Annotated in this window: 14 protein-coding genes; 7 read left to right on the plus strand and 7 right to left on the minus strand. The window is 63.8% G+C overall.

What is annotated here, in order from left to right:
* Positions 1 to 11: 11 nt before the first annotated feature.
* From trmFO to ybgF, 6 genes are all read right to left on the minus strand, one after another.
* Complete coding sequence (trmFO, locus tag FO488_RS17045; RefSeq protein ID WP_149211653.1) at positions 12 to 1,313, minus strand: methylenetetrahydrofolate--tRNA-(uracil(54)-C(5))-methyltransferase (FADH(2)-oxidizing) TrmFO; 1,302 nt, start codon at positions 1,311 to 1,313, stop codon at positions 12 to 14.
* Complete coding sequence (gene topA / locus FO488_RS17050; protein ID WP_149211654.1) at positions 1,314 to 3,638, minus strand: type I DNA topoisomerase; 2,325 nt, start codon at positions 3,636 to 3,638, stop codon at positions 1,314 to 1,316.
* 70 nt (positions 3,639 to 3,708) lie between these two features.
* The gene (gene dprA, locus FO488_RS17055) at positions 3,709 to 4,803 is read right to left on the minus strand and encodes a DNA-processing protein DprA (RefSeq protein ID WP_149211655.1); all 1,095 of its coding nucleotides are present in this window, start codon (positions 4,801 to 4,803) and stop codon (positions 3,709 to 3,711) included.
* 87 nt (positions 4,804 to 4,890) lie between these two features.
* Positions 4,891 to 5,343 (minus strand): hypothetical protein, encoded by a 453-nt coding sequence (locus tag FO488_RS20475; protein WP_304598757.1) that lies wholly within the window; start codon positions 5,341 to 5,343, stop codon positions 4,891 to 4,893.
* The gene (locus FO488_RS20480) at positions 5,316 to 5,903 is read right to left on the minus strand and encodes a LysM peptidoglycan-binding domain-containing protein (RefSeq protein ID WP_304598758.1); all 588 of its coding nucleotides are present in this window, start codon (positions 5,901 to 5,903) and stop codon (positions 5,316 to 5,318) included. Before FO488_RS20480 ends, FO488_RS20475 begins: the two co-directional genes overlap by 28 nt.
* Positions 5,904 to 5,955: 52 nt before the next feature.
* Complete coding sequence (gene ybgF / locus FO488_RS17065) at positions 5,956 to 6,669, minus strand: tol-pal system protein YbgF (protein WP_149211656.1); 714 nt, start codon at positions 6,667 to 6,669, stop codon at positions 5,956 to 5,958.
* Positions 6,670 to 7,005: 336 nt separating this feature from the next.
* On the opposite strand from ybgF, the gene FO488_RS17070 reads away from it, so the two are divergent.
* The 3 genes from FO488_RS17070 to FO488_RS17080 all read left to right on the plus strand — a co-directional run bounded on the left by FO488_RS17070 (position 7,006) and on the right by FO488_RS17080 (position 11,368).
* Complete coding sequence (locus FO488_RS17070; RefSeq protein WP_149211657.1) at positions 7,006 to 8,241, plus strand: U32 family peptidase; 1,236 nt, start codon at positions 7,006 to 7,008, stop codon at positions 8,239 to 8,241.
* A complete protein-coding gene (locus tag FO488_RS17075; RefSeq protein ID WP_240732026.1) occupies positions 8,238 to 9,974 on the plus strand; it encodes a phospholipid carrier-dependent glycosyltransferase in 1,737 nt (578 codons plus the stop codon). Before FO488_RS17070 ends, FO488_RS17075 begins: the two co-directional genes overlap by 4 nt.
* A 227-nt stretch (positions 9,975 to 10,201) precedes the next feature.
* Positions 10,202 to 11,368 (plus strand): DegT/DnrJ/EryC1/StrS aminotransferase family protein, encoded by a 1,167-nt coding sequence (locus FO488_RS17080; protein WP_149211658.1) that lies wholly within the window; start codon positions 10,202 to 10,204, stop codon positions 11,366 to 11,368.
* 210 nt (positions 11,369 to 11,578) lie between these two features.
* Here the strand turns inward: FO488_RS17080 and FO488_RS17085 are convergent, their stop codons facing one another.
* Positions 11,579 to 12,133 (minus strand): Hsp20/alpha crystallin family protein, encoded by a 555-nt coding sequence (locus FO488_RS17085; protein WP_168206080.1) that lies wholly within the window; start codon positions 12,131 to 12,133, stop codon positions 11,579 to 11,581.
* 208 nt (positions 12,134 to 12,341) lie between these two features.
* On the opposite strand from FO488_RS17085, the gene FO488_RS17090 reads away from it, so the two are divergent.
* The 4 genes from FO488_RS17090 to FO488_RS17105 all read left to right on the plus strand — a co-directional run bounded on the left by FO488_RS17090 (position 12,342) and on the right by FO488_RS17105 (position 19,173).
* Positions 12,342 to 13,598, plus strand: coding sequence for a glutamate-5-semialdehyde dehydrogenase (locus FO488_RS17090; RefSeq protein WP_149211660.1), 1,257 nt, complete (start codon positions 12,342 to 12,344; stop codon positions 13,596 to 13,598).
* Between the two features lie 19 nt (positions 13,599 to 13,617).
* Positions 13,618 to 14,022, plus strand: a complete 405-nt coding sequence (locus tag FO488_RS17095; RefSeq protein WP_149211661.1) for a CoA-binding protein — start codon at positions 13,618 to 13,620, stop codon at positions 14,020 to 14,022.
* A gap of 180 nt (positions 14,023 to 14,202) precedes the next feature.
* Positions 14,203 to 16,008 (plus strand): translational GTPase TypA, encoded by a 1,806-nt coding sequence (gene typA / locus FO488_RS17100; protein WP_149211662.1) that lies wholly within the window; start codon positions 14,203 to 14,205, stop codon positions 16,006 to 16,008.
* Positions 16,009 to 16,413: 405 nt separating this feature from the next.
* Complete coding sequence (locus tag FO488_RS17105; protein ID WP_149211663.1) at positions 16,414 to 19,173, plus strand: bifunctional nitrogenase iron-molybdenum cofactor biosynthesis protein NifEN; 2,760 nt, start codon at positions 16,414 to 16,416, stop codon at positions 19,171 to 19,173.
* Positions 19,174 to 19,209 lie beyond the last annotated feature (36 nt).

The raw sequence follows: 19,209 nt of genomic DNA on the forward strand, positions 1-19,209 counted from the left end.
GACGTCGCAGCCTACAGAGCGGCACGCCACTCCTCGAGCTTTTCCAGGGCGCGTTCCGCCAGCTTCTGGCGTTTTTCCTTCTTCTTCACCCTGCCCGGCAGTTCGGGGAACAGGCCGTAATTGACGTTCATGGGCTGAAAGTGACGCACGTCGGCGTTGGTGATGTGGTGCACCAGCGCCCCCAGGGCCGTTTCGGCAGGAGGCACGGGCAGGGTGCGCCCCTCATGGAGGCATGCGGCGTTTATGCCCGCCAGGAAGCCGCTGGCCGCCGACTCCACATACCCCTCCACCCCGGTGATCTGGCCGGCAAAGATGATGCGCGGGTCGCTTTTGAGCTGCTGGGTCGCCAGCAAGAGGGCCGGGGCGTTGATGAAGGTATTGCGGTGCAGGGAGCCGAGCCGGACGAACTCGGCCCGCTCCAGCCCCGGAATCATGCGGAAGATGCGGCGCTGCTCCGGCCAGGTCAGCTTGGTCTGGAAGCCCACCAGGTTGAACATGGTCCGTTCCCGGTTCTCGGCCCGAAGCTGGATCACGGCATGGGGCTCCACGCCCGTGCGGGGATCGGCCAGCCCCACCGGCTTCATGGGCCCGAACCGGAGCGTCTCCACGCCCCGCTCCGCCATCTCCTCGACCGGCATGCACCCCTCGAAGTGGACGATCTTCTCGAAATCCCGCGCCGGTACCTTTCCCCCCCCAACCAGCTCGGCCACAAACCGCCGGTATTCCTCCTCGTTCAACGGGCAGTTGAGATAGTCGTCCCCGTCCCCTTTGCCGTAGCGTGAGGCGGCGAAGATCGTGGTCATGTCGAGGGAGTCGGCGGCAACGATGGGGGCGATGGCGTCGTAGAAGTAGAGCCGGTCCCCGCTCAGCCGGGCCAGCGGTTCTGCCAGGGCGTCGCTGGTCAGGGGGCCGGAGGCGATTATGACGGTACCGGTTGCAGGTATGTCGGTGACCTCGCCCCGCTCCAGGCGAATGAGGGGGTGGGATACTATCTTGTCGGTGACATAGTCGGAGAAGAGCTGCCGGTCCACGGCCAACGCGCCCCCCGCCGGGACGCGGGTGGCTTCGGCCGCCTCCATGACAAGGGAGCCGCACCGCCGCAACTCCTCCTTCAAAAGCCCCACGGCGTTTTCCAGGGAGTCGCCCCGCAGGGAGTTGGAACAGACCAGTTCCGCCAGGCCGGGGAGATGGTGGGCCGGGGAGAAACGCTGGGGCTTCATTTCGTGGAGGACGACGGAAACGCCGCGCTGCGCCGCCTGCCACGCCGCTTCGCAGCCTGCCAGGCCGGCGCCGATGATGGTGAGAGTTTCCACTTATTTCTTTTCCTTGCCGCCCTCTTTGAAGTCGCACCCTTCCTTGGGGCACTTGACGTACTCACCCTCGCGCTTGCTGATCTTCTTCACCAAGAGCGGGAAGCCGCACTTGGGGCATTTCCGTTCCACCGGCAGGTCCCACAGGGCAAACTTGCACTGGGGGTAGCGGTTGCAGGAGTAGAACATCTTGCCGTAGCGCGATTTCTTTTCCGTCAGCTCCCCTTCCTTGCACTCCGGGCAGACCACGCCGGTGCCCCGGGGCTTGACCAGGGGCTGGATGTTCTTGCAGGCCGGATAGCCGGAACAGGCCAGGTACTTGCCGTAGCGGCCGTCCTTGATCAGCATCGGCTGGCCGCATTTCTCGCACTTCTCCTCGGACAGGACCGGCTCCGCCGCCTCGGCCCCCTTGTCCGCATCGATGTTGCGGGTATACTTGCACCCCTCCTGGAAACCGGAGCAGGCGATGAACTTGCCCCGCTTGCCCAGCTTGACCACCAGCGGCTTGCCGCACTCGGGGCAGGCCTCGTCCATGGCCTCGGTGGTCAGATCGGATTTGCTGACCTCCCCTTCCTTCTGCTTGAGCAGGGTGGAGAACGGCTCCCAGAATTCCTTCAGAAGCGGCTTCCACTGCTTCTCGCCCCGGGAGACCTGATCCAGTTCCTCCTCCAGGCCGGCGGTGAAGTTGTAGTCCACGTAGCGCGCAAAATGGGCCGTCAACAGGTCGTTCACCACCATGCCCACATCCTCGGGGAAGAAGCGCTTCTTGTCCAGGCGGGTGTACTTGCGCTCCACCAGGGTGTTCATGATCGAGGCGTAGGTGGAGGGGCGGCCGATGCCGTACTCCTCCAGGGTCTTGACCAGGGTGGCCTCGGTGTAGCGCGGCGGCGGCTGGGTGAAATGCTGTTCCGGGACGATCTCGTGCAGTTTGAGGGGCGCCCCTTCGTCCATGGCGGGCAACAGCCCTTCCTTCTCCTCGTCCTGATCGTCCAGCCCCTCGATGTAGAGCTTCATGAAGCCGGGGAAACGGATCACCGTGCCGCTGGCGCGCAGGCCGGCCTGTTTGGCTCCGCTGAACGGGCCGGCGGCGGGAGGCGCGGCCAGATCGGCCGCAATGTCCACCGAGGTCTGGTCCAGGAGCGCCTCGGCCATCTGGCAGGCCACGGTGCGCTTCCAGATCAGCTCGTACAGCTTGTGGAGATCGGGGGTCAGGAACTTCTTCAGCTCGGCCGGGGTCTTGGAGATGTAGGTCGGCCGGATGGCCTCGTGGGCCTCCTGGGCGTTCTTGGTCTTGGTGCGGTAGAGGCGCGGCTTGGCCAGGGCGTATTCCGGGCCGTAGGCGGCGGAGATGACGTCATGGGCCTCCTGGAGCGCCTGGCTGGAGAGATTGACGCTGTCGGTACGCATGTAGGTGATCAGACCGATCGTGCCCCCCTCGCCGATGTCGATCCCCTCGTACAGCTTCTGGGCCGTGGACATGGTCTTCTTGGCCGAAAAGCCCAGCTTGCGGGAGGCCTCCTGCTGAAGGGTCGAGGTGGTGAACGGCGGGGCCGGAGTGCGCTTCTTCTCGGTTTTGGTGATCTTGTCCACCCGGTAGCCACCCGACAGGAGGGCTGCCTTCAGACCGGCCGCCACCTCTTCGCCGGGGATGTCGAACTTGCCCAGCTTCTTGCCGCCCACCGCCACCAGGCCGGCCTTGAACTCCTGCCCCGGCGCAACCCCCAGGCGTGCCGCAATGGTCCAGTACTCCTGCTCGACAAAGGCCTGGATCTCCTTTTCCCGTTCACAGACCAGGCGCAGGGCCACCGATTGCACCCTGCCGGCCGAAAGGCCGTAGCGGATCTTCTTCCACAGGAAGGGGGAGAGGTTGAAGCCGACCAGGTAATCCAGCACCGAGCGGGCCTGCTGGGCGTCCACCAGTTCGGCGGCGATGGCGCGGGGGTGCTCCACGGCGTGGATGATGGCGTCCTTGGTGATTTCGTGAAACACGACGCGCTGGATCTCGATGCCCGGGTTCTTCTTTTTGTCCAGCCCCAGGGCCGCCAGCAGGTGCCAGGAGATGGCCTCCCCTTCGCGGTCGGGGTCAGTCGCCAACAGCAGCCGGCCGGATTCCTTGAGGGCCTTCTTGATGGCGTCGATATGTTTCTTGCTCTCGGGCAGCACATGGTACTTGGGTTCGAAATCGTTCCCGATATCCACCGACCCCTGCTTGCTGGGCAGGGCGCGCACATGGCCGAACGAGGCCAACACCTTGTAATCCGTGCCCAAAAACTTTTCTATGGTTTTCGCCTTGGCGGGCGATTCTACGATGACGAGATTCTGCGACATGAAGACATCCTTCTGATATAATTATTAATAGTAAATACAGCGGCGAAAGGTCCCGCAGTCCCTTTCGTCCCTACCCCGCTACGGCGAAATGCTTGCCCGGCAGCGGTGTTATCGCCCCCTTGAGCTCAAGGTGCAGTAACATAGAGGAAACCTCTCCGGCTGTCAATTCCGTTTGGGCGATGATGTCGTCGATGTGCAGCGACGAACGGGCCAGGAGTTCATACACTGCGGCTTCCCGGGGGGTCAGGCTGAAGGTCCGCGCGGCGGCCTGCGCCGGGGCGCACTCCCCGTTCAGAGCCGGGAGGCCGCGAAGCTCCTCCAGAATATCCTCAACACAGTCGACGAGCTTGGCCCCCTGCTTGATCAGGCGGTTGCTGCCGCGGCAGGCGGCAAAGGAGATGTTGCCGGGGACGGCAAAGACGTCGCGGCCATGCTCCAGGGCAAATTGGGCGGTGATCAGGGAACCGCTGTTTTCTGCCGCCTCCACCACCAGCACGCCGCGGGACAAGCCGCTGATGATCCGGTTGCGCCGGGGAAAATTTTCCGCCAGGGGCAACGTCCCCAGGGGGAACTCGGAGACCAGGCACCCTGTTTCGCACACCGCCTCGAAGAGCGGGCGGTTTTCGGGCGGGTACACCCGGTCGATGCCGCACCCCAGGACGCCGACGGTTCTGCCGCCCCCCTGGAGCGCCCCCTTGTGGGCCGCAGTATCGACCCCGCGGGCCATGCCCGAAATCACCGCCACGCCATGCGCGGCCAGCGCCTCGGCGAGACGCCCCGTGGCCATGAGGCCATAGGAGGTCGCCCGGCGCGAACCGACGACCGCCACCGCCAATTCGCTGCTGCGCAGTTCGCCCCGCACATAGAGAAAAGGGGGAGGGTCGGGGATCTCGAACAGTGACTTGGGGTAGTCGGCCGAAACGAACGTCACCAGCCGCGCACCGCTTCCCTCCAGCCGGCGGCACTCCTCATGGGCGAAGCGCTTCCAGCCGCCCTCCCTGATCGCCCCGGCCACGGCCGGGGTCACCCCCCTGACGGCCGCCAACTCCGCTGGCGATGCCGCCAGCGCCGCCCCGGGGGCGTCGAAACGTTCCAACAGGCGCCGGAACGTGACATTGCCGATGCCGGGTACCGCCTTGAGGCCGAGCCAGTAGAATTCTTCCATGTCCCACACCTTCCAGTCGCCGCTCCCGCGGGCATGAGAGAAAAAAAAGACCGGCCTCCCGGCCGGTCTCGTGTGGTGCGTTCATCCCTATTTGGTCAGGCTGACGATCTTGTCGCCCTTGTAGATCGCATCGATACTTTTGACCACCAGGGCGGTCGCCGTCTTTTTGCCGGTTTCCAGGACAACCAGCGCCCCCAGCAGCTCCTGGGGCAAACGGTCGATACGCCCCTCGACGTATTGTCGGTCGAGGGTCACATCCCGGACGATATAGAGCATGTTGCCCGCTTCGGCCCCCTGGGCGCTTCCCAGGTCGATGTAGACGATGTCGCCGGCGGCGATGATCTCGGTCCCGCTGTAGCTCTCGACGATATACCCCTTCAGATCCCTGGACGGCATCTTGAGGGCCACCTCGCGGCGCTTGTCGTCGCGGTACGGCATGAGGTAGGAGCCGGGGGAGATCTCCTGATAGGCCCTGGTAACGATGGCCCGGGAAGCCTTTTGTTCCAGATCGGTCAACTGCAGCGTGCCCAGCGGAACCACCTTGGCGCCCAGGATCTCGCTCGAAACGGGATGACTGACGGTCCCCTCCTTGCGGTAGACCGAAAACTTCTCCCCCCTTTGACCCCCTGTGCCTTGCCGATATCGGTATAGACGATGTCGTCATCCCCGGCCACGATACGGTCGTGGTGGATGGCGACGACAAAACCGGCCGGCTTGCGGTCGGTCTCCATCAAAAAGCCTTCGCTCCCCCGCACGCTGTAGGTCCGTTCGGCGGCCACCTCGGCCAGGGCTTCCGCCTGGGCCGCAGCCTTTTGGGCTCCCGGCGCACTCCCCTGCTGCTCCCGGGGTTCGAATTCCAGGCGGTCGGGGAACACCCGTACCCGTTGCCCCGGATAGATCAGGTGCGGATTGGTGATCTGGCTGTTTTTGGACCACATGTTCGGCCAGTAGCGGGGCTCTTTGATAAAACGCTCGGACAGGCCCCAGAGGGTATCGCCCTGCCGTATGACGTAGATGGTCGGCTCCTCATCCGCAGCCAGGGCCAGGCCGGGCACGAAAAGCGCTACGACGAACAGCAGCATGGCAAGTCTGGTTTTCATACGCACCTCGGTCGTTCCTGAAAAGTTAACAGCGGGAAACGCTGCAGGTCCCTCAATTGGCGGTCAGCCGTTCCCGCGCCTTGGCCGCCGCCGGGCTGCCGGGATAGGTCTTGACCAGGCGATCATAAGCTGCGGCGGCCTTGTCCTTCTCCCCCATGGCCGCCAGGGTATACCCCAGCTTCAGGAGCGCGTCCGGGGCCTTGGCGCTTTTGGCATAATCGTCAACCACCTTCCGGAAAGCGTCGCGTGCCTTGGTCAACGCGGACAGGCTGTAGTGGCATTCGCCGATCCAATAGACGGCGTTGGCGGCATAGCTGCTTTTGGGATCACTCTTGAGAAACGCTTCGAACGCCTCGATGGCGGCCGGAAAGCTGTTGGCGCTGTAGAGGCCGAACGCCTTGACATAGTCGGAAGGGGGGCCGTAATCCTTGCCCCTGGATGCGGGTTCCTGGTTGATGACCTCGATCTTGGGCGCCGCCTGGAGCAGGATGCGCGCCTTGAGCTCATCCTGGGCGGTGCGCAATTCCCTGATGGTGTCCTGAAGCTGCTTGAGCTGGACGCTCGCGGCCTTGGCCTGTTCCTCCTGGGACTGGACCTGGCCGGACAGCTCGTTCAGGCGCTGTTCGGCCCGCTTGTCGGACTGGATGAGGTGCTCCACCTTTGCCTCGGTCTCGGTCTGGCGCTTGACCATGAGGTCGTGCTGCGCACAGCCGGCCAGGGCGAGAGAAGCGGCAACACATGCGGCCCACCGGATGCCGAACGGCATAATTCCTCCAAATGTCAGGATTTTTTCATAAATTAAAGCCATAAACCTTCGTTTGTCAAGCGAAAGCTGGCTTTGCGGCCCGGGGGGCGACGGCGGAATCGGTCATGCGGCGGGATGAAACTCCGGCCGCCGACTTCTTTTCCGCCCGGTGTGGGGAATAAAGGGCTCCTGCGTCGCGCTCAGCCCGTTCTTGGGCAGAGACCGGATTTTCGGCCTGTTTTCACCGCCCCGGACAAACTGCGGCCGGCTGTTTTTCTTGGTTTAATTAACCGACAGAATATGTTAGCATTTTTCTTCTACGCATCCAGCCACCAACATCAGCGACGGGAACCATCCGTGAACACCCCCGAACTCCTGGCTCCGGCCGGCAACATGGAAAAACTCAAGATCGCCGTCCATTACGGCGCCGATGCCGTCTACCTGGGGGGGCGCTCCTTCGGTCTGCGCAATCTGTCGGACAATTTCGCCATCGAGGAGATGCCGGCTGCCCTGGACTATTGCCACAGCCGCGGGGTGAAGGCCTACCTGACGGTCAACAGCTACCCCCACAACGATGCGCTGCCGCGGCTTGAGGAGTTCCTCCGCCAGACGGCGCCGCTCCCCTTCGACGCCTACATTGTGGCCGACCCGGGCGTCATGGCCATGGCGCGCCACATCTCCCCCCAGCGCGAACTGCACCTTTCCACCCAGGCCAACACCATCAACTGGCAGAGCGCCCGGTTCTGGGCGCAGCAGGGGGTGAAGCGGATCAATCTGGCGCGGGAGATGAGCCTGGAGGCCATCCGCGAGACCGTCGCCCACGCCCCGGAGGTGGAGTTCGAGGCCTTTGTCCATGGCGCCCTGTGCATCTCTTATTCGGGCCGGTGTCTCATCTCCAGCGCCCTGGCCGGCCGCGACGCCAACCAGGGGGAGTGCGCCCACCCCTGTCGCTGGAGCTACCACCTGGTGGAGGAGAGCCGCCCCGGAGAATATTTCCCGGTGGCGGAGGACGAAAACGGCACCTTCATCTTCAACTCCCGCGATCTCTGCCTGCTGGAACACCTGCCGGCACTGGTACAGAGCGGGGTGTCCGCGCTTAAGGTCGAGGGGCGCATGAAAGGGATCAATTACGTAGCCTCCGTGCTGCGGGTCTACCGGCAGGCGCTGGACGAGTACCGGGCCAACCCCTCCGCTTGGCGCTGCCGCCCCGAATGGCTGGAGGAATTGGCCAAACTGAGCCATCGGGGGTATACCACCGGCTTCCTCTTTGGCACCCCCCGCAACGTGGGACAGGAGTATCATTCGGCCTACATCCGCAGCCACGAGTTCGTCGGCCTGGCGGAGGCGGTGCGCGCCGACGGCAAGGTAGTGATCGGGGTGCGTAACCGCATCCGCTCGGGCGACGCGCTGGAGTTCGTCGGCCCCGGCATGCGGCTGGCGAGGCTGACGGTAGGGGAGATGCGCGTCCTGACCCCGGAAGGCGATGCCGTCGCAGCCGACGTGGCCAACCCCAACCAGCGCATTCTCCTTGCGCCCCCCTTTGCGGTCGAGCCCTTTGATCTCGTGCGCCGGGAAAAGGGGGAAAGACCGTGAGAGACCTGAAGGGGTATGTCCACGACGGGGGGAGCGGCTGGCTGCGGGATCTGGTGATCCTGGCCTTTGTCATGGGCATCCCCTTTTTCCAGTTTCTGGGCGGACTGCCGCTGATCGACCCCGATGAGGGGCGTTACGCGGAGATCCCCCGGGAGATGGTGGAGCAGGGAGACTTCATCACCCCAACCCTCAACTACGTCAAATATTTCGAAAAACCGCCGCTGTTGTACTGGCTGAACGCCGCTTCGCTCAAGCTGTCCGGCCTCACCGAGCAGGCCGCCCGCTTCCCGTCGGCACTGTGCGGCCTTTTGACCATGCTGGCGACCTATGTCATCGCCCGGCGTCTTTACGGCCGGCGCACGGCCCTGATTGCGGCGGCCATCCTGGGGACTGCGGCCGGTTTCGTGCTCCAGTCGCGCATCATCCTGACCGATATGCTGCTGACCTTCTGCCTCACGGCGGCACTGGGCGCCTTCATCATCGCCAGCCAGCGCGAGGGGCGCCGCGGCACCCCGGGGCCCTGGTACGCCTTCTATCTGTTCTGCGCCCTGGCGGTGCTGGCCAAGGGGCTGATCGGCATCGTCTTCCCCGCCGGCATCATCTTCTTGTACCTGCTGTTGAGCGGCCGCTGGAACCTGCTCGGGGAGATGCGCCTCCCCACCGGCCTGGCGCTGTTCCTGGCCCTGGCCGCCCCCTGGTTTGTGGCCGTCTCCCTGCGGAATCCCGAATTTGCCCGCTTCTTCTTCATCCACGAGCATTTCGAACGCTTCACCAGCACCGTGCATGGCCGCTACCAGCCGTTCTGGTTCTTTCTGCCGGTGCTGGCGGCGACGCTGCTCCCCTGGTCGTTCTTCATCCCCGGAGCCTTGCGGCGGGCCTGGCGCGACCGCCATCACGACGACAGCCAGGCCGGGCTCTACCTGCTGATCTGGGCGGTCCTGATCTTCCTGTTCTTCTCCAAGTCCAACTCCAAGCTGGTCCCCTATATCCTGCCGGTCTTCCCGCCCCTGGCCATCCTGATCGCCAACCGTATCGACAGGGTGCTGGACGGTCAGGGACGCGAACTCAAGCTGGCCTCCATCCTGCTGGGCATGACCCTGACCCTTCTGGGCGTGGCGGCCCTGGCCTATGCCCGCCTCCCCGAACTGGCCGACCTGCTGGCCGGGGCGCTGCCGCGCCTGAGCGACCCGCTGCACCAGTTCATCAACAACGCCCCGGCGGTCAGTACAGCGGGGGGCACGGCCATCGCCGCCCTGTTTCTCATACAGGGGATAACCGCCCTGGTCTCCGCGGGCAACAACCCGCTCCGCATGGTGGCTACGCTCTGCCTCTGCTCATTTCTCCTGGTAATTTTCATCCCGCGCTCGATAATGGTGCCCATCGCCCAGGCCGAATCTCCCCGCGCCCTGGCGCTGCAAGCCCGCTCCCTGGCCGGGCCGCAGACGCGCATCGTGACCTTCGGCCCCCAGCAGGGGGTTTGCTGGTACACCCAGCGGCGGATCATGGTCACCGACAAGTTGGACGAACTGGAGTTCGGCAGCAAGCAGGGAGACCAGTCCGCCTGGTTTCCCGACCAGCAGGCGCTGCTGCGGCTGTGGGGGAGCGACACCCCGGTGCTGATCATCCTCAAAAAGGGCGAACTGGACCGCCTGCTCCCGCTGCTCCATCCCGCCCCGCGGGTTGTGGGGGAATCGGGGAGGCGGCGGCTGATATCGAACCGGCAAGGTGGTTGAAAAACAGCCATCAGCCTTCGTCCTCGAACGTCCTTGCGTGCCGCGTAGCGCCCCCATCCTATCCTTCTCCCAGAGGGAGAAGGGATACCGTTGCCCCCTCCCTCTGGGAGAGGGTGGCCAAAGGCCGGGTGAGGTCCTCTTCAGGGCTTGTCGAGCGGGTGCGACGATCTGGCTATTTTTGAACAACCTGAGTTTTTCAACTGCCTCTTAAAGGAGTTCCCAACACCATGCGCGACACCTTCCTCCCCTTCTCCACCCCAACCATCGACGACGACGAGATCAACGAGGTCGTCGATTCCCTCAAATCCGGCTGGATCACCACCGGCCCCAAGGTCAAGCGGTTCGAGGACGCCTTCAGGGCCTATGTGGGGGCCCCCTACGCCATCCCCCTGAGCTCGGCCACCGCCGGCCTGCACCTGACCCTTTTGGCGCTGGGCATCAAGGAGGGGGACGAGATCATCACCACCCCCATGACCTTCGCCTCCACGGTCAGCATGATCATCCTCTGCGGCGGCACGCCGGTGCTGGCGGACATCGAGCCCGGCACCCTCAACATCGACCCGGCACGGATCCGGGAGAAGATCACCCCCCGCACCCGTGCCGTCATCCCGGTGCACTTTGCCGGCCAGTCCTGCGACATGGACCCGATCTTCGCCCTGGCCCGGGAACGCGGCCTCACCGTCATCGAGGACGCGGCCCACGCCGCGGGCACAGAATACAAGGGCAGGCGCATCGGCTCCCTGGACTCCATCTCCATCTTTTCCTTCCACCCCAACAAGAACATCACCACCGGCGAGGGGGGCATGGTCTGCACGGCCGACGAGGCCCTGGCCGAGGAGATCTCCCTGCTCAAATTCCACGGCATGAGCCGCGAGGCCTGGAAGCGCTTTGCCGCCAGCGGCACCCCCAACTACGACATCCTCCTGCCCGGCTTCAAATACAACATGATGGATATCCAGGCCGCCATCGGCATCCACCAGCTCCCCAAGCTGGACAAATTCATCGATAAGCGGGCCGGGATCGCCGCCTATTACAACCTGGAGTTTGCCGACGTCGCCGAACTGGCGCTGCCCGTCTCTGCCCCCTACGACCAGCGCCACGCCTGGCACCTCTACACGCCGCTGGTCAGGATCGAAAAGCTGGATATCAACCGCGACCGGTTCATGGAGGAGCTGAAGAAGCACAACATCGGCAGCGGGCTGCACTACAAAGCCATCCACCACCACCCCTACTACCGCGACCACCTGGGCGTGGCCGACAGCGACCTGCCGGTGGCCAGCTATGCCTCGGAGCGAATCCTCTCCCTGCCGCTCTTCCCCAAGATGACGGAGGAGGATGCCGCCGACGTGGTGACGGCGGTCAAGGCGGTGATTGCGGCCCACCGGCGCGTGTGACAGGGGAAATATGAATCTGAATCCGTGACGCCGGAGTGCCGCAGCACCTCACCCGCGATCCTCCGTCGGGTTGTCGCTATCTTCTTTAAAGGCAAAGGCTGAGGCCTTCCGGCCACTGCGACATGGAGGCGTCACGGATTCAGGGCAAAAAAAACGGGACGGCATTTTTCTGCCCCCCCGTTCCTGACACCCGCCTCACGGTTCTTCTCGTCATTTAATGGTGATATTCTTCACCACCCGCTTGTCCTCCACCTTCGGGATCCTGACCTCCAGAACACCCTCGGTGAATCTGGCAGCCACCCTGTCGGCGTCCAGGCCTTCCGGCAACCGCAGGGTTCTGCTGAATTTGCCGTAGCTGCGCTCCAGCCTCAGGTAATCCCGCGTGTCGATCTTTTCCTCCGTCTTCTTCTCGCCGCTGATCTCAAGGGTGTTGTCGATCAGCTTCACGGTGATGTCGTTCTTGGTCAGGCCGGGCAAATCGGCCTTGACGACGATGTGGCCCGCGTCCTCGAAGACGTCCACCGATGGCGCCATCCCCCCGCGCCCCATGTCGTGCAGGAAACCCCTGAACGGTGCCATGCCCGTTTCAAAGAACGGGCGCCGGAACGTCTCGTTCATCATCCGTTCCATGTCGTCGATCAGGCTGGGAAGCCGCGTGGTTTCGAGCCAGCTCCCCCGTGTTTCGGGCACATGCTCCGCAGTTACCGGCACCGTAGCGGTTTCGCCGGTGTCACGTACCGATCTGAGATGTGTCGTACCTTTCATGACCATGCACCTCCTTTGTGCACTATAGTCACTACCGTACTAATTATAGCACTTTGAAATTGCAGGTCAATATCATTGCAACCACTCCGGGCACCCGGCACCAGCGGGTGAACCCCTCAATTATCTTGAAGGATGGGGACTTTTTGCGTAAACTGATGCCATGCCCATACCACTGGGCCAGTCACCATGGCCGCAGGAGAAACCGATTATGAGTATTGCCGAACAGATCCGACAGATCGCCGTGGAGGCCCGCCAGGCCTCGCTGGTTATGGCCCGTCTGTCCACAACCGCCAAAAACGACATGCTGGTGCGGATGGCCGCGGCCCTGGAAAAAGACACGGCCCGGATCATCGCCGAAAACGGCAGGGACCTGGAGGCGGGACGTCAGAAAGGGCTCTCCGCCGCCCTGCTCGACCGCCTGATGCTGGACGAAAAGCGTATCGCCGCCATCGCCGCCGCCCTGCGCGAGGTGGCCGCCCTCCCCGACCCGGTGGGAGAGATCACCGGGATGCGGAAACGCCCCAACGACCTGATGGTGGGCAAGATGCGCATCCCGCTGGGGGTGATCGGCATCATCTACGAGGCGCGCCCCAACGTGACCGCCGACGCGGCCGCCCTCTGCCTCAAGGCCGGCAACGCCGTGATCCTCAGGGGGGGATCGGAAGCGATCCACTCCAACCTGGCCATCGCCGCGATCCTGACCCGGGTCATGGCCGACCTGAACATCCCGCCGGCCGCCCTGGCGGTGCTCCCTTTCACCGAACGGGAGGGGGTGCTGGAGATGCTCAAACAGGAAGAGTCCATCGACCTGATCATCCCCCGGGGGGGCGAGGGCCTGATCCGGTTTGTCTCGGAAAACTCGCGCATCCCGGTCATCAAGCATTACAAGGGGGTCTGCCACGTCTTCGTGGATGCCACGGCCGACTTCGACAAGGCCGAGAAGATCGTCGTCAACGCCAAGGTGCAGCGCCCGGGGGTCTGCAATGCCCTGGAGACCCTCCTGATCCACAAGGATGTGGCGGCCGCCTTCATCCCCCGCATCACCGCCACCCTGGAAGGGCTCGGGGTGGAACTGCGCGGCGACGAGGCCTTCCGGCAGCACGCCCCCTCGGCCACGCCGGCCACCGAGGAGGATTGGCATGCGGAATACCTGGAACTGATCCTGGCCTGCCGGGTGGTGGCAGACATGGATGCGGCCATCGCCCACATCAACCGTTACGGCTCCCTGCATACCGAGGCCATCGTCACCAGCGACTACGGCCGGGCCCAGCGGTTCATCCGCGAGGTCAACTCCTCCTGCGTGCTGGTCAACGCCTCCACCCGCTTCGCCGACGGCGGCCAGCTCGGTCTGGGGGCCGAGATCGGCATCTCCACCACCAAGCTGCACTCCTTCGGCCCCATGGGGCTGGAGGATCTGACCACCACCAAGTTCATCGTCTACGGCGACGGACAGGTCCGGGTTTGACCGGAGAAATGAGCCGCTCATGACCACGCAGCAGCAGATCGACACGTTCCTCACCTCACCGGCCTTCGGGGTCGTGGGGGCATCGCAGAACCGCTCCAAGTACGGCAACAAGGTGCTGCGCTGCTACCTGCAGCACGGCTACGGGGCCATACCGGTCAACCCCAACGAGCAGGAGATCGAAGGGGTGGCCTGCGTTGCCGCCATCGGCGATCTGCCGCCGGAGGTCAAGAGCATCTCCATGATCACCCCGCCCGAGGTGACCGCCCGGCTGGTGCCCCTGGCCCTGGAGCAGGGGATCGAGAACATCTGGATGCAGCCGGGGGCGGAACATCCCGAGGCGGTGGCCCTCTGCCGGCAGCGGCAGGTCAATGTCATCGCCGACGGGAGCTGCCTCTTGGTGGTGCTGGGGTACCACGACCATTAAACCTGACGTCAAAAACCGGCTCGAACCCGCTTGCGGCCGTCGTGGGGATGCATAAATATCCGGCATTATGAATTGTTACGCGATATTTACTTGCCAGCGGCCTGAAAAGCTGACATAGTAGGAGATAATCTGGACGGGCGCATGCCCGTCCTTTTATTTTGAACGATTAGGAGCTTTACCATGCAGGAGCGTATCAGAAACATCGCCATCATCGCGCACGTCGACCATGGCAAGACCACCCTGGTTGACGCCATGCTGCGCCATTCCGGCGTCTACCGGGAAAACGAGGCCATCACCGAACGGGTCATGGACTCCAACGACCTGGAGAAGGAGCGCGGCATCACCATTTTGGCCAAGAACCTCTCCATCCACCACGGCCGCTACAAGATCAACATCGTGGACACCCCCGGCCACGCCGACTTCGGCGGCGAGGTGGAGCGCGTCCTGAAGATGGTGGATTCGGTGCTCCTGCTGGTCGACGCCCTGGACGGCCCCATGCCCCAGACCCGCTTCGTCCTCAAGAAATCCCTCGACCTGGGACTGAAGCCGATCGTGGTCATCAACAAGATCGACCGCCCCGGCAGCCGCCCGGACGAGGTGCTGAACATGGTCTTCGACCTGTTCTGCGAACTGAACGCCAGCGACGAACAGCTGGATTTCCCGGTGGTCTACACCAGCGCCAAGATGGGCTACGCCAAGCTGGACGTCAATGCGGAATCCAGCAGCATGGAGCCGCTGTTTGCCGTGATCGAAAGCAATGTCCGCCCCCCCCAGGGAGACGCCAAGGCCCCCTTCCAGATGCTGGTGGCCAACATCGACTACAACGACTACATCGGCCGCATGGCCACCGGCCGCATCTTCAACGGCAGCGTCGCCTCCGGCGAGACCGTCGCCATGATCAAGCAGGACGGCACGGTTCAGAAGGGGCGCATCACCAAGCTGCTCGGCTATGAAGGCCTGAAGCAGGTGGAAATCAGCGTGGCGGAAACCGGCGATATCGTTACCGTGGCCGGCTTCGACGAGATCGGCATCGGCGAGACCCTGGCCTCGGCCGAGAACCCCATCGCCGTCCCCTATGTCTCCATCGACGAACCGACCCTGTCCATGAACTTCATGGTCAACGCCTCCCCCTTTGCCGGCCGCGAAGGGAAGTGGGTCACCTCGCGCAACATCCGGGAGCGCCTGGCCAAGGAACTGCGCACCAACGTATCGCTTCGGGTGGAGGACACCGACTCCCCGGACACCCTGAAGGTGTCGGGCCGCGGCGAACTGCACCTGTCGATCCTGATCGAGAACATGCGCCGCGAGGGCTTCGAGCTGGCCGTATCCAAACCCGAGGTCATCGTCCGGGAACGGGACGGTCAGAAGATGGAGCCGATGGAATACCTGGTGGTGGACGTGGCCTCCGAGTTCCAGGGCGCCATCATCGAGAAGATGGGCCCGCGCAAGGGTGAAATGGCGGCCATGAGCCCCATGGGCGACATGGTGCGCCTGGAGTTCATCATCCCGGCCCGCGGCCTGATCGGCCTGCGGGGCGAGGTGCTGACCGATACCCGCGGCACGGCGGTCATGACCCACACCTTCCACGATTACGCCCCCTACAAAGGCGACATCCCGGGCCGCAAGAACGGCGTGCTGATCGCCATGGAGCACGGCGAGACCACCGCCTACTCCCTGGATGCCCTCCAGCCCCGCGGCACCCTCTTCATCGGGGCCGGGGTCGAGGTCTACGGCGGCATGATCATCGGCCAGCACGCCAAGGACAACGACCTGGACGTCAACCCCTGCAAGGGCAAGAAACTGACCAACGTGCGCGCCTCCGGCTCCGACGACGCCATCAAGCTGACGCCGCCCCGCGTCCTGACCCTGGAGCAGGCTCTGGAATTCATCGACGACGACGAATTGGTCGAGGTTACCCCTCTCTCGATCCGCATGCGCAAAAAGGAACTGGACCCGACCAAACGGAAGCGGGCCTCGAAAGGCTAAGCCGAAACCCGATTTTTCGGCAGTACACACGCGGGATGGAACCGGCCGGTTCCATCCCGCTTTCCGTATCGGCGGCCGCTTCCGGGCCGCAAGCACACCTGCCCACATCTTAGTCACCGGCACCGCCTCTCCCTGCCCCTCCACGGCGTACCAGTGCATAAAAAATCAGCAGCAACAGTCTGAATACCTCCCTCACCGCCTCACCACCAAAACATAACCATTCAATATTACAACAACAATTAGTTTGGCACACCACATGCAGTACGTCTGCATACCTAAGAAACCAGGCATGCATACAACAGAGACAGGGACGATACTTGGCAAAGGCGCCAACCATTCAACCGAAATGGCGCGCCTTTTTTATTGGGGGGCCGACAGGCCGCCCATGGAAAAGTGAGGGATATCATGGCAAAGCCCGACTGGTACGACACAACCGACTGCGAAACCCACGACAAGGGCGCGCCGAAGTTCTGCAAGAAATCCGAACCCGGCGAAGGCACGGAACGCTCCTGCGCCTACGACGGCGCCCGCGTCGTCTTGATGCCCATTACCGACGTGATCCACCTGGTGCACGGCCCCATCGCCTGCGCCGGCAACTCCTGGGACAACCGCGGCGCCCGTTCGTCCGGATCGCAGCTCTTCCGGCGGGGCTTCACCACCGAGATGCTGGAGAACGACGTCATCTTCGGCGGCGAAAAGAAGCTTTACAAGGCCATCCTGGACCTGGCGGAACGCTACAAGGGGCAAGCCAACGCCATGTTCGTCTACGCCACCTGCGTGACCGCCATGACCGGCGACGACGTGGAGGCGGTGTGCAAGGCTGCGGCGGAGAAGACCTCCATCCCCATCATCCCGGTCAACACCCCCGGCTTTATCGGCGACAAGAACATCGGCAACCGCCTGGCCGGCGAGATCCTGTTCAAACACGTGGTCGGCACGGCCGAACCCCCGGTGTTGGGCGACTACCCCATCAACCTGATCGGCGAGTACAACATCGCCGGCGACCTGTGGGGCATGCTGCCGCTCTTCAACCGCCTGGGCATCCAGATCCTCTCCTGCATCAGCGGGGACGCCAAATTCCAGGAGCTGCGCTACGCCCACCGGGCGAAGCTCAACATCATCATCTGCTCCAAATCCCTGACGAACCTGGCCAAGAAGATGCAGAAAACCTACGGCATGCCCTACCTGGAAGAGTCCTTTTACGGCATGACCGATACGGCCAAGGCGCTCAGGGACATTGCCCGGGAACTGGATAATGCGGTCAACGGCCTGGAGAAGCGGACCATGCAGGACCGGGTGGAGAAGCTGCTGGTGGAGGAAGAGGAGTTGTGCCGCCAGCGCATCGCCCCCTATCGCGCGCGGCTGGAAGGGAAGCGGGCCGTGCTGTTCACCGGCGGCGTCAAGACCTGGTCCATGGTCAACTCCCTGCGGGAACTGGGAGTGGAAATCCTGGCGGCCGGTACCCAGAATTCGACCCTGGAAGACTTCTACCGCATGAAAAGCCTGATGCACAAGGACGCCAGGATCATCGAGGACACCTCCACCGCCGGGCTTCTGGGGGTCATGGCCGAAAAACTGCCGGACCTGATCGTGGCCGGCGGCAAAACAAAATACCTGGCGCTCAAGACCAAGACCCCATTCCTGGACATCAACCATGGCCGCTCCCACCCCTACGCCGGTTACGAGGGGATGGTGACCTTCGCCCGCCAACTCGACCTGACGGTCAACAACCCGATCTGGCCGGTGGTGAACGCCCCGGCTCCGTGGGAAAAGAGCGAGGACGAGTTCGCCGCCGATGTCGCTGCGGCCGCGGGGCACGCCGCCACCTTCCTGGCCGAGGATATTTCCGCCTCGCGGGTCAAAGTCGCCACCAAATGCGCCACGGTCAACCCCCAGAAAAACTCCCCGGCCCTGGGCGCAACCATGGCCTACATGGGGATCGATAACATGCTCGCCCTCCTGCACGGCGCCCAGGGGTGCTCCACCTTCATACGCCTGCAGCTGGCGCGTCACTACAAGGAGTCCATCGCCCTCAACTGTACCGCCATGAGCGAGGATACAGCCATCTTCGGCGGCTGGGAGAACCTCAAGAAGGGGATCAAGCGGGTGATCGACAAATTCGGGCCCCGGGTGGTGGGCATCATGACCTCCGGCCTGACCGAAACCATGGGTGACGACGTGCAGAGCGCCATCGTCCACTTCCGCCAGGAAAACCCCGAGTATGCCGACGTGCCCGTTGTGTGGGCATCCACCCCCGACTACTGCGGTTCCCTGCAGGAAGGGTACGCCGCCACCGTGGAAGCGATCCTCGCCACCCTGCCGGAAGGGGGGCCGGCCATCGAGCGGCAGGTGAACCTGCTGCCGGGCGCCCACCTCACACCCGCCGACGTGGAGGAGATCAAGGAACTGGTCGAATCCTTCGGCCTGACCGTGCTGACCATCCCTGACATCGCCAACGCCATGGACGGCCACGTTGACGACGAGGTTTCACCCCTCTCCACCGGTGGCATCACGGTGGATGCGATCCGCACGGCGGGCAGGAGCGTCGCGACCGTCTATATCGGCGACTCCCTGGCCAAGGCGGGCCTGAAGCTCCAGGAACGGTTCGGCATCCCGGCCTACGGATTCAACTCCCTGACCGGCCTGGCCGAGACCGACCGCTTCATGGAGACGCTCAGCGCCATCGCCGGGCTTCCCATACCGGAAAAACACCGCCGCTGGCGGAGCCGCCTGATGGACGCCATGCTGGACAGCCACTACCAGTTCGGCAGCAAAAAGGTAGCCCTGGCCCTGGAGTCGGACGCCCTCAAGGCCCTGACCACCTTCCTGAGCGGCATGGGGTGCGAGATCCAGGCGGCCCTCAGCGCCACCCGGACCCGCGGGCTGGACGGACTGCCGAGCGCCAACGTCGCCGTGGGCGATCTGGAGGACCTGGAAGAGGCGGCCGAGGGCGTCGATCTGCTGGTGGCCAACTCCAACGGCCGTCAGGCGGCCGGCAAGCTCAAGATCGGGGCGCATCTGCGGGCGGGAGTGCCGGTCTTCGACCGCCTGGGCGCTCACCAGAAGGTATGGGTCGGCTATCGGGGGACCATGAACCTGGTCTTCGAGGCGGCCAATCTCTTTCAGGCCAATGCCAAGGAAGCGTTGCGAGTGGCCCATAACTGACGGGCAATTTCCTGCGGGGCACCCCCCGGGGCAGAC

The organism is Geobacter sp. FeAm09, from assembly GCF_008330225.1.
GTDB lineage: Bacteria > Desulfobacterota > Desulfuromonadia > Geobacterales > Pseudopelobacteraceae > Oryzomonas.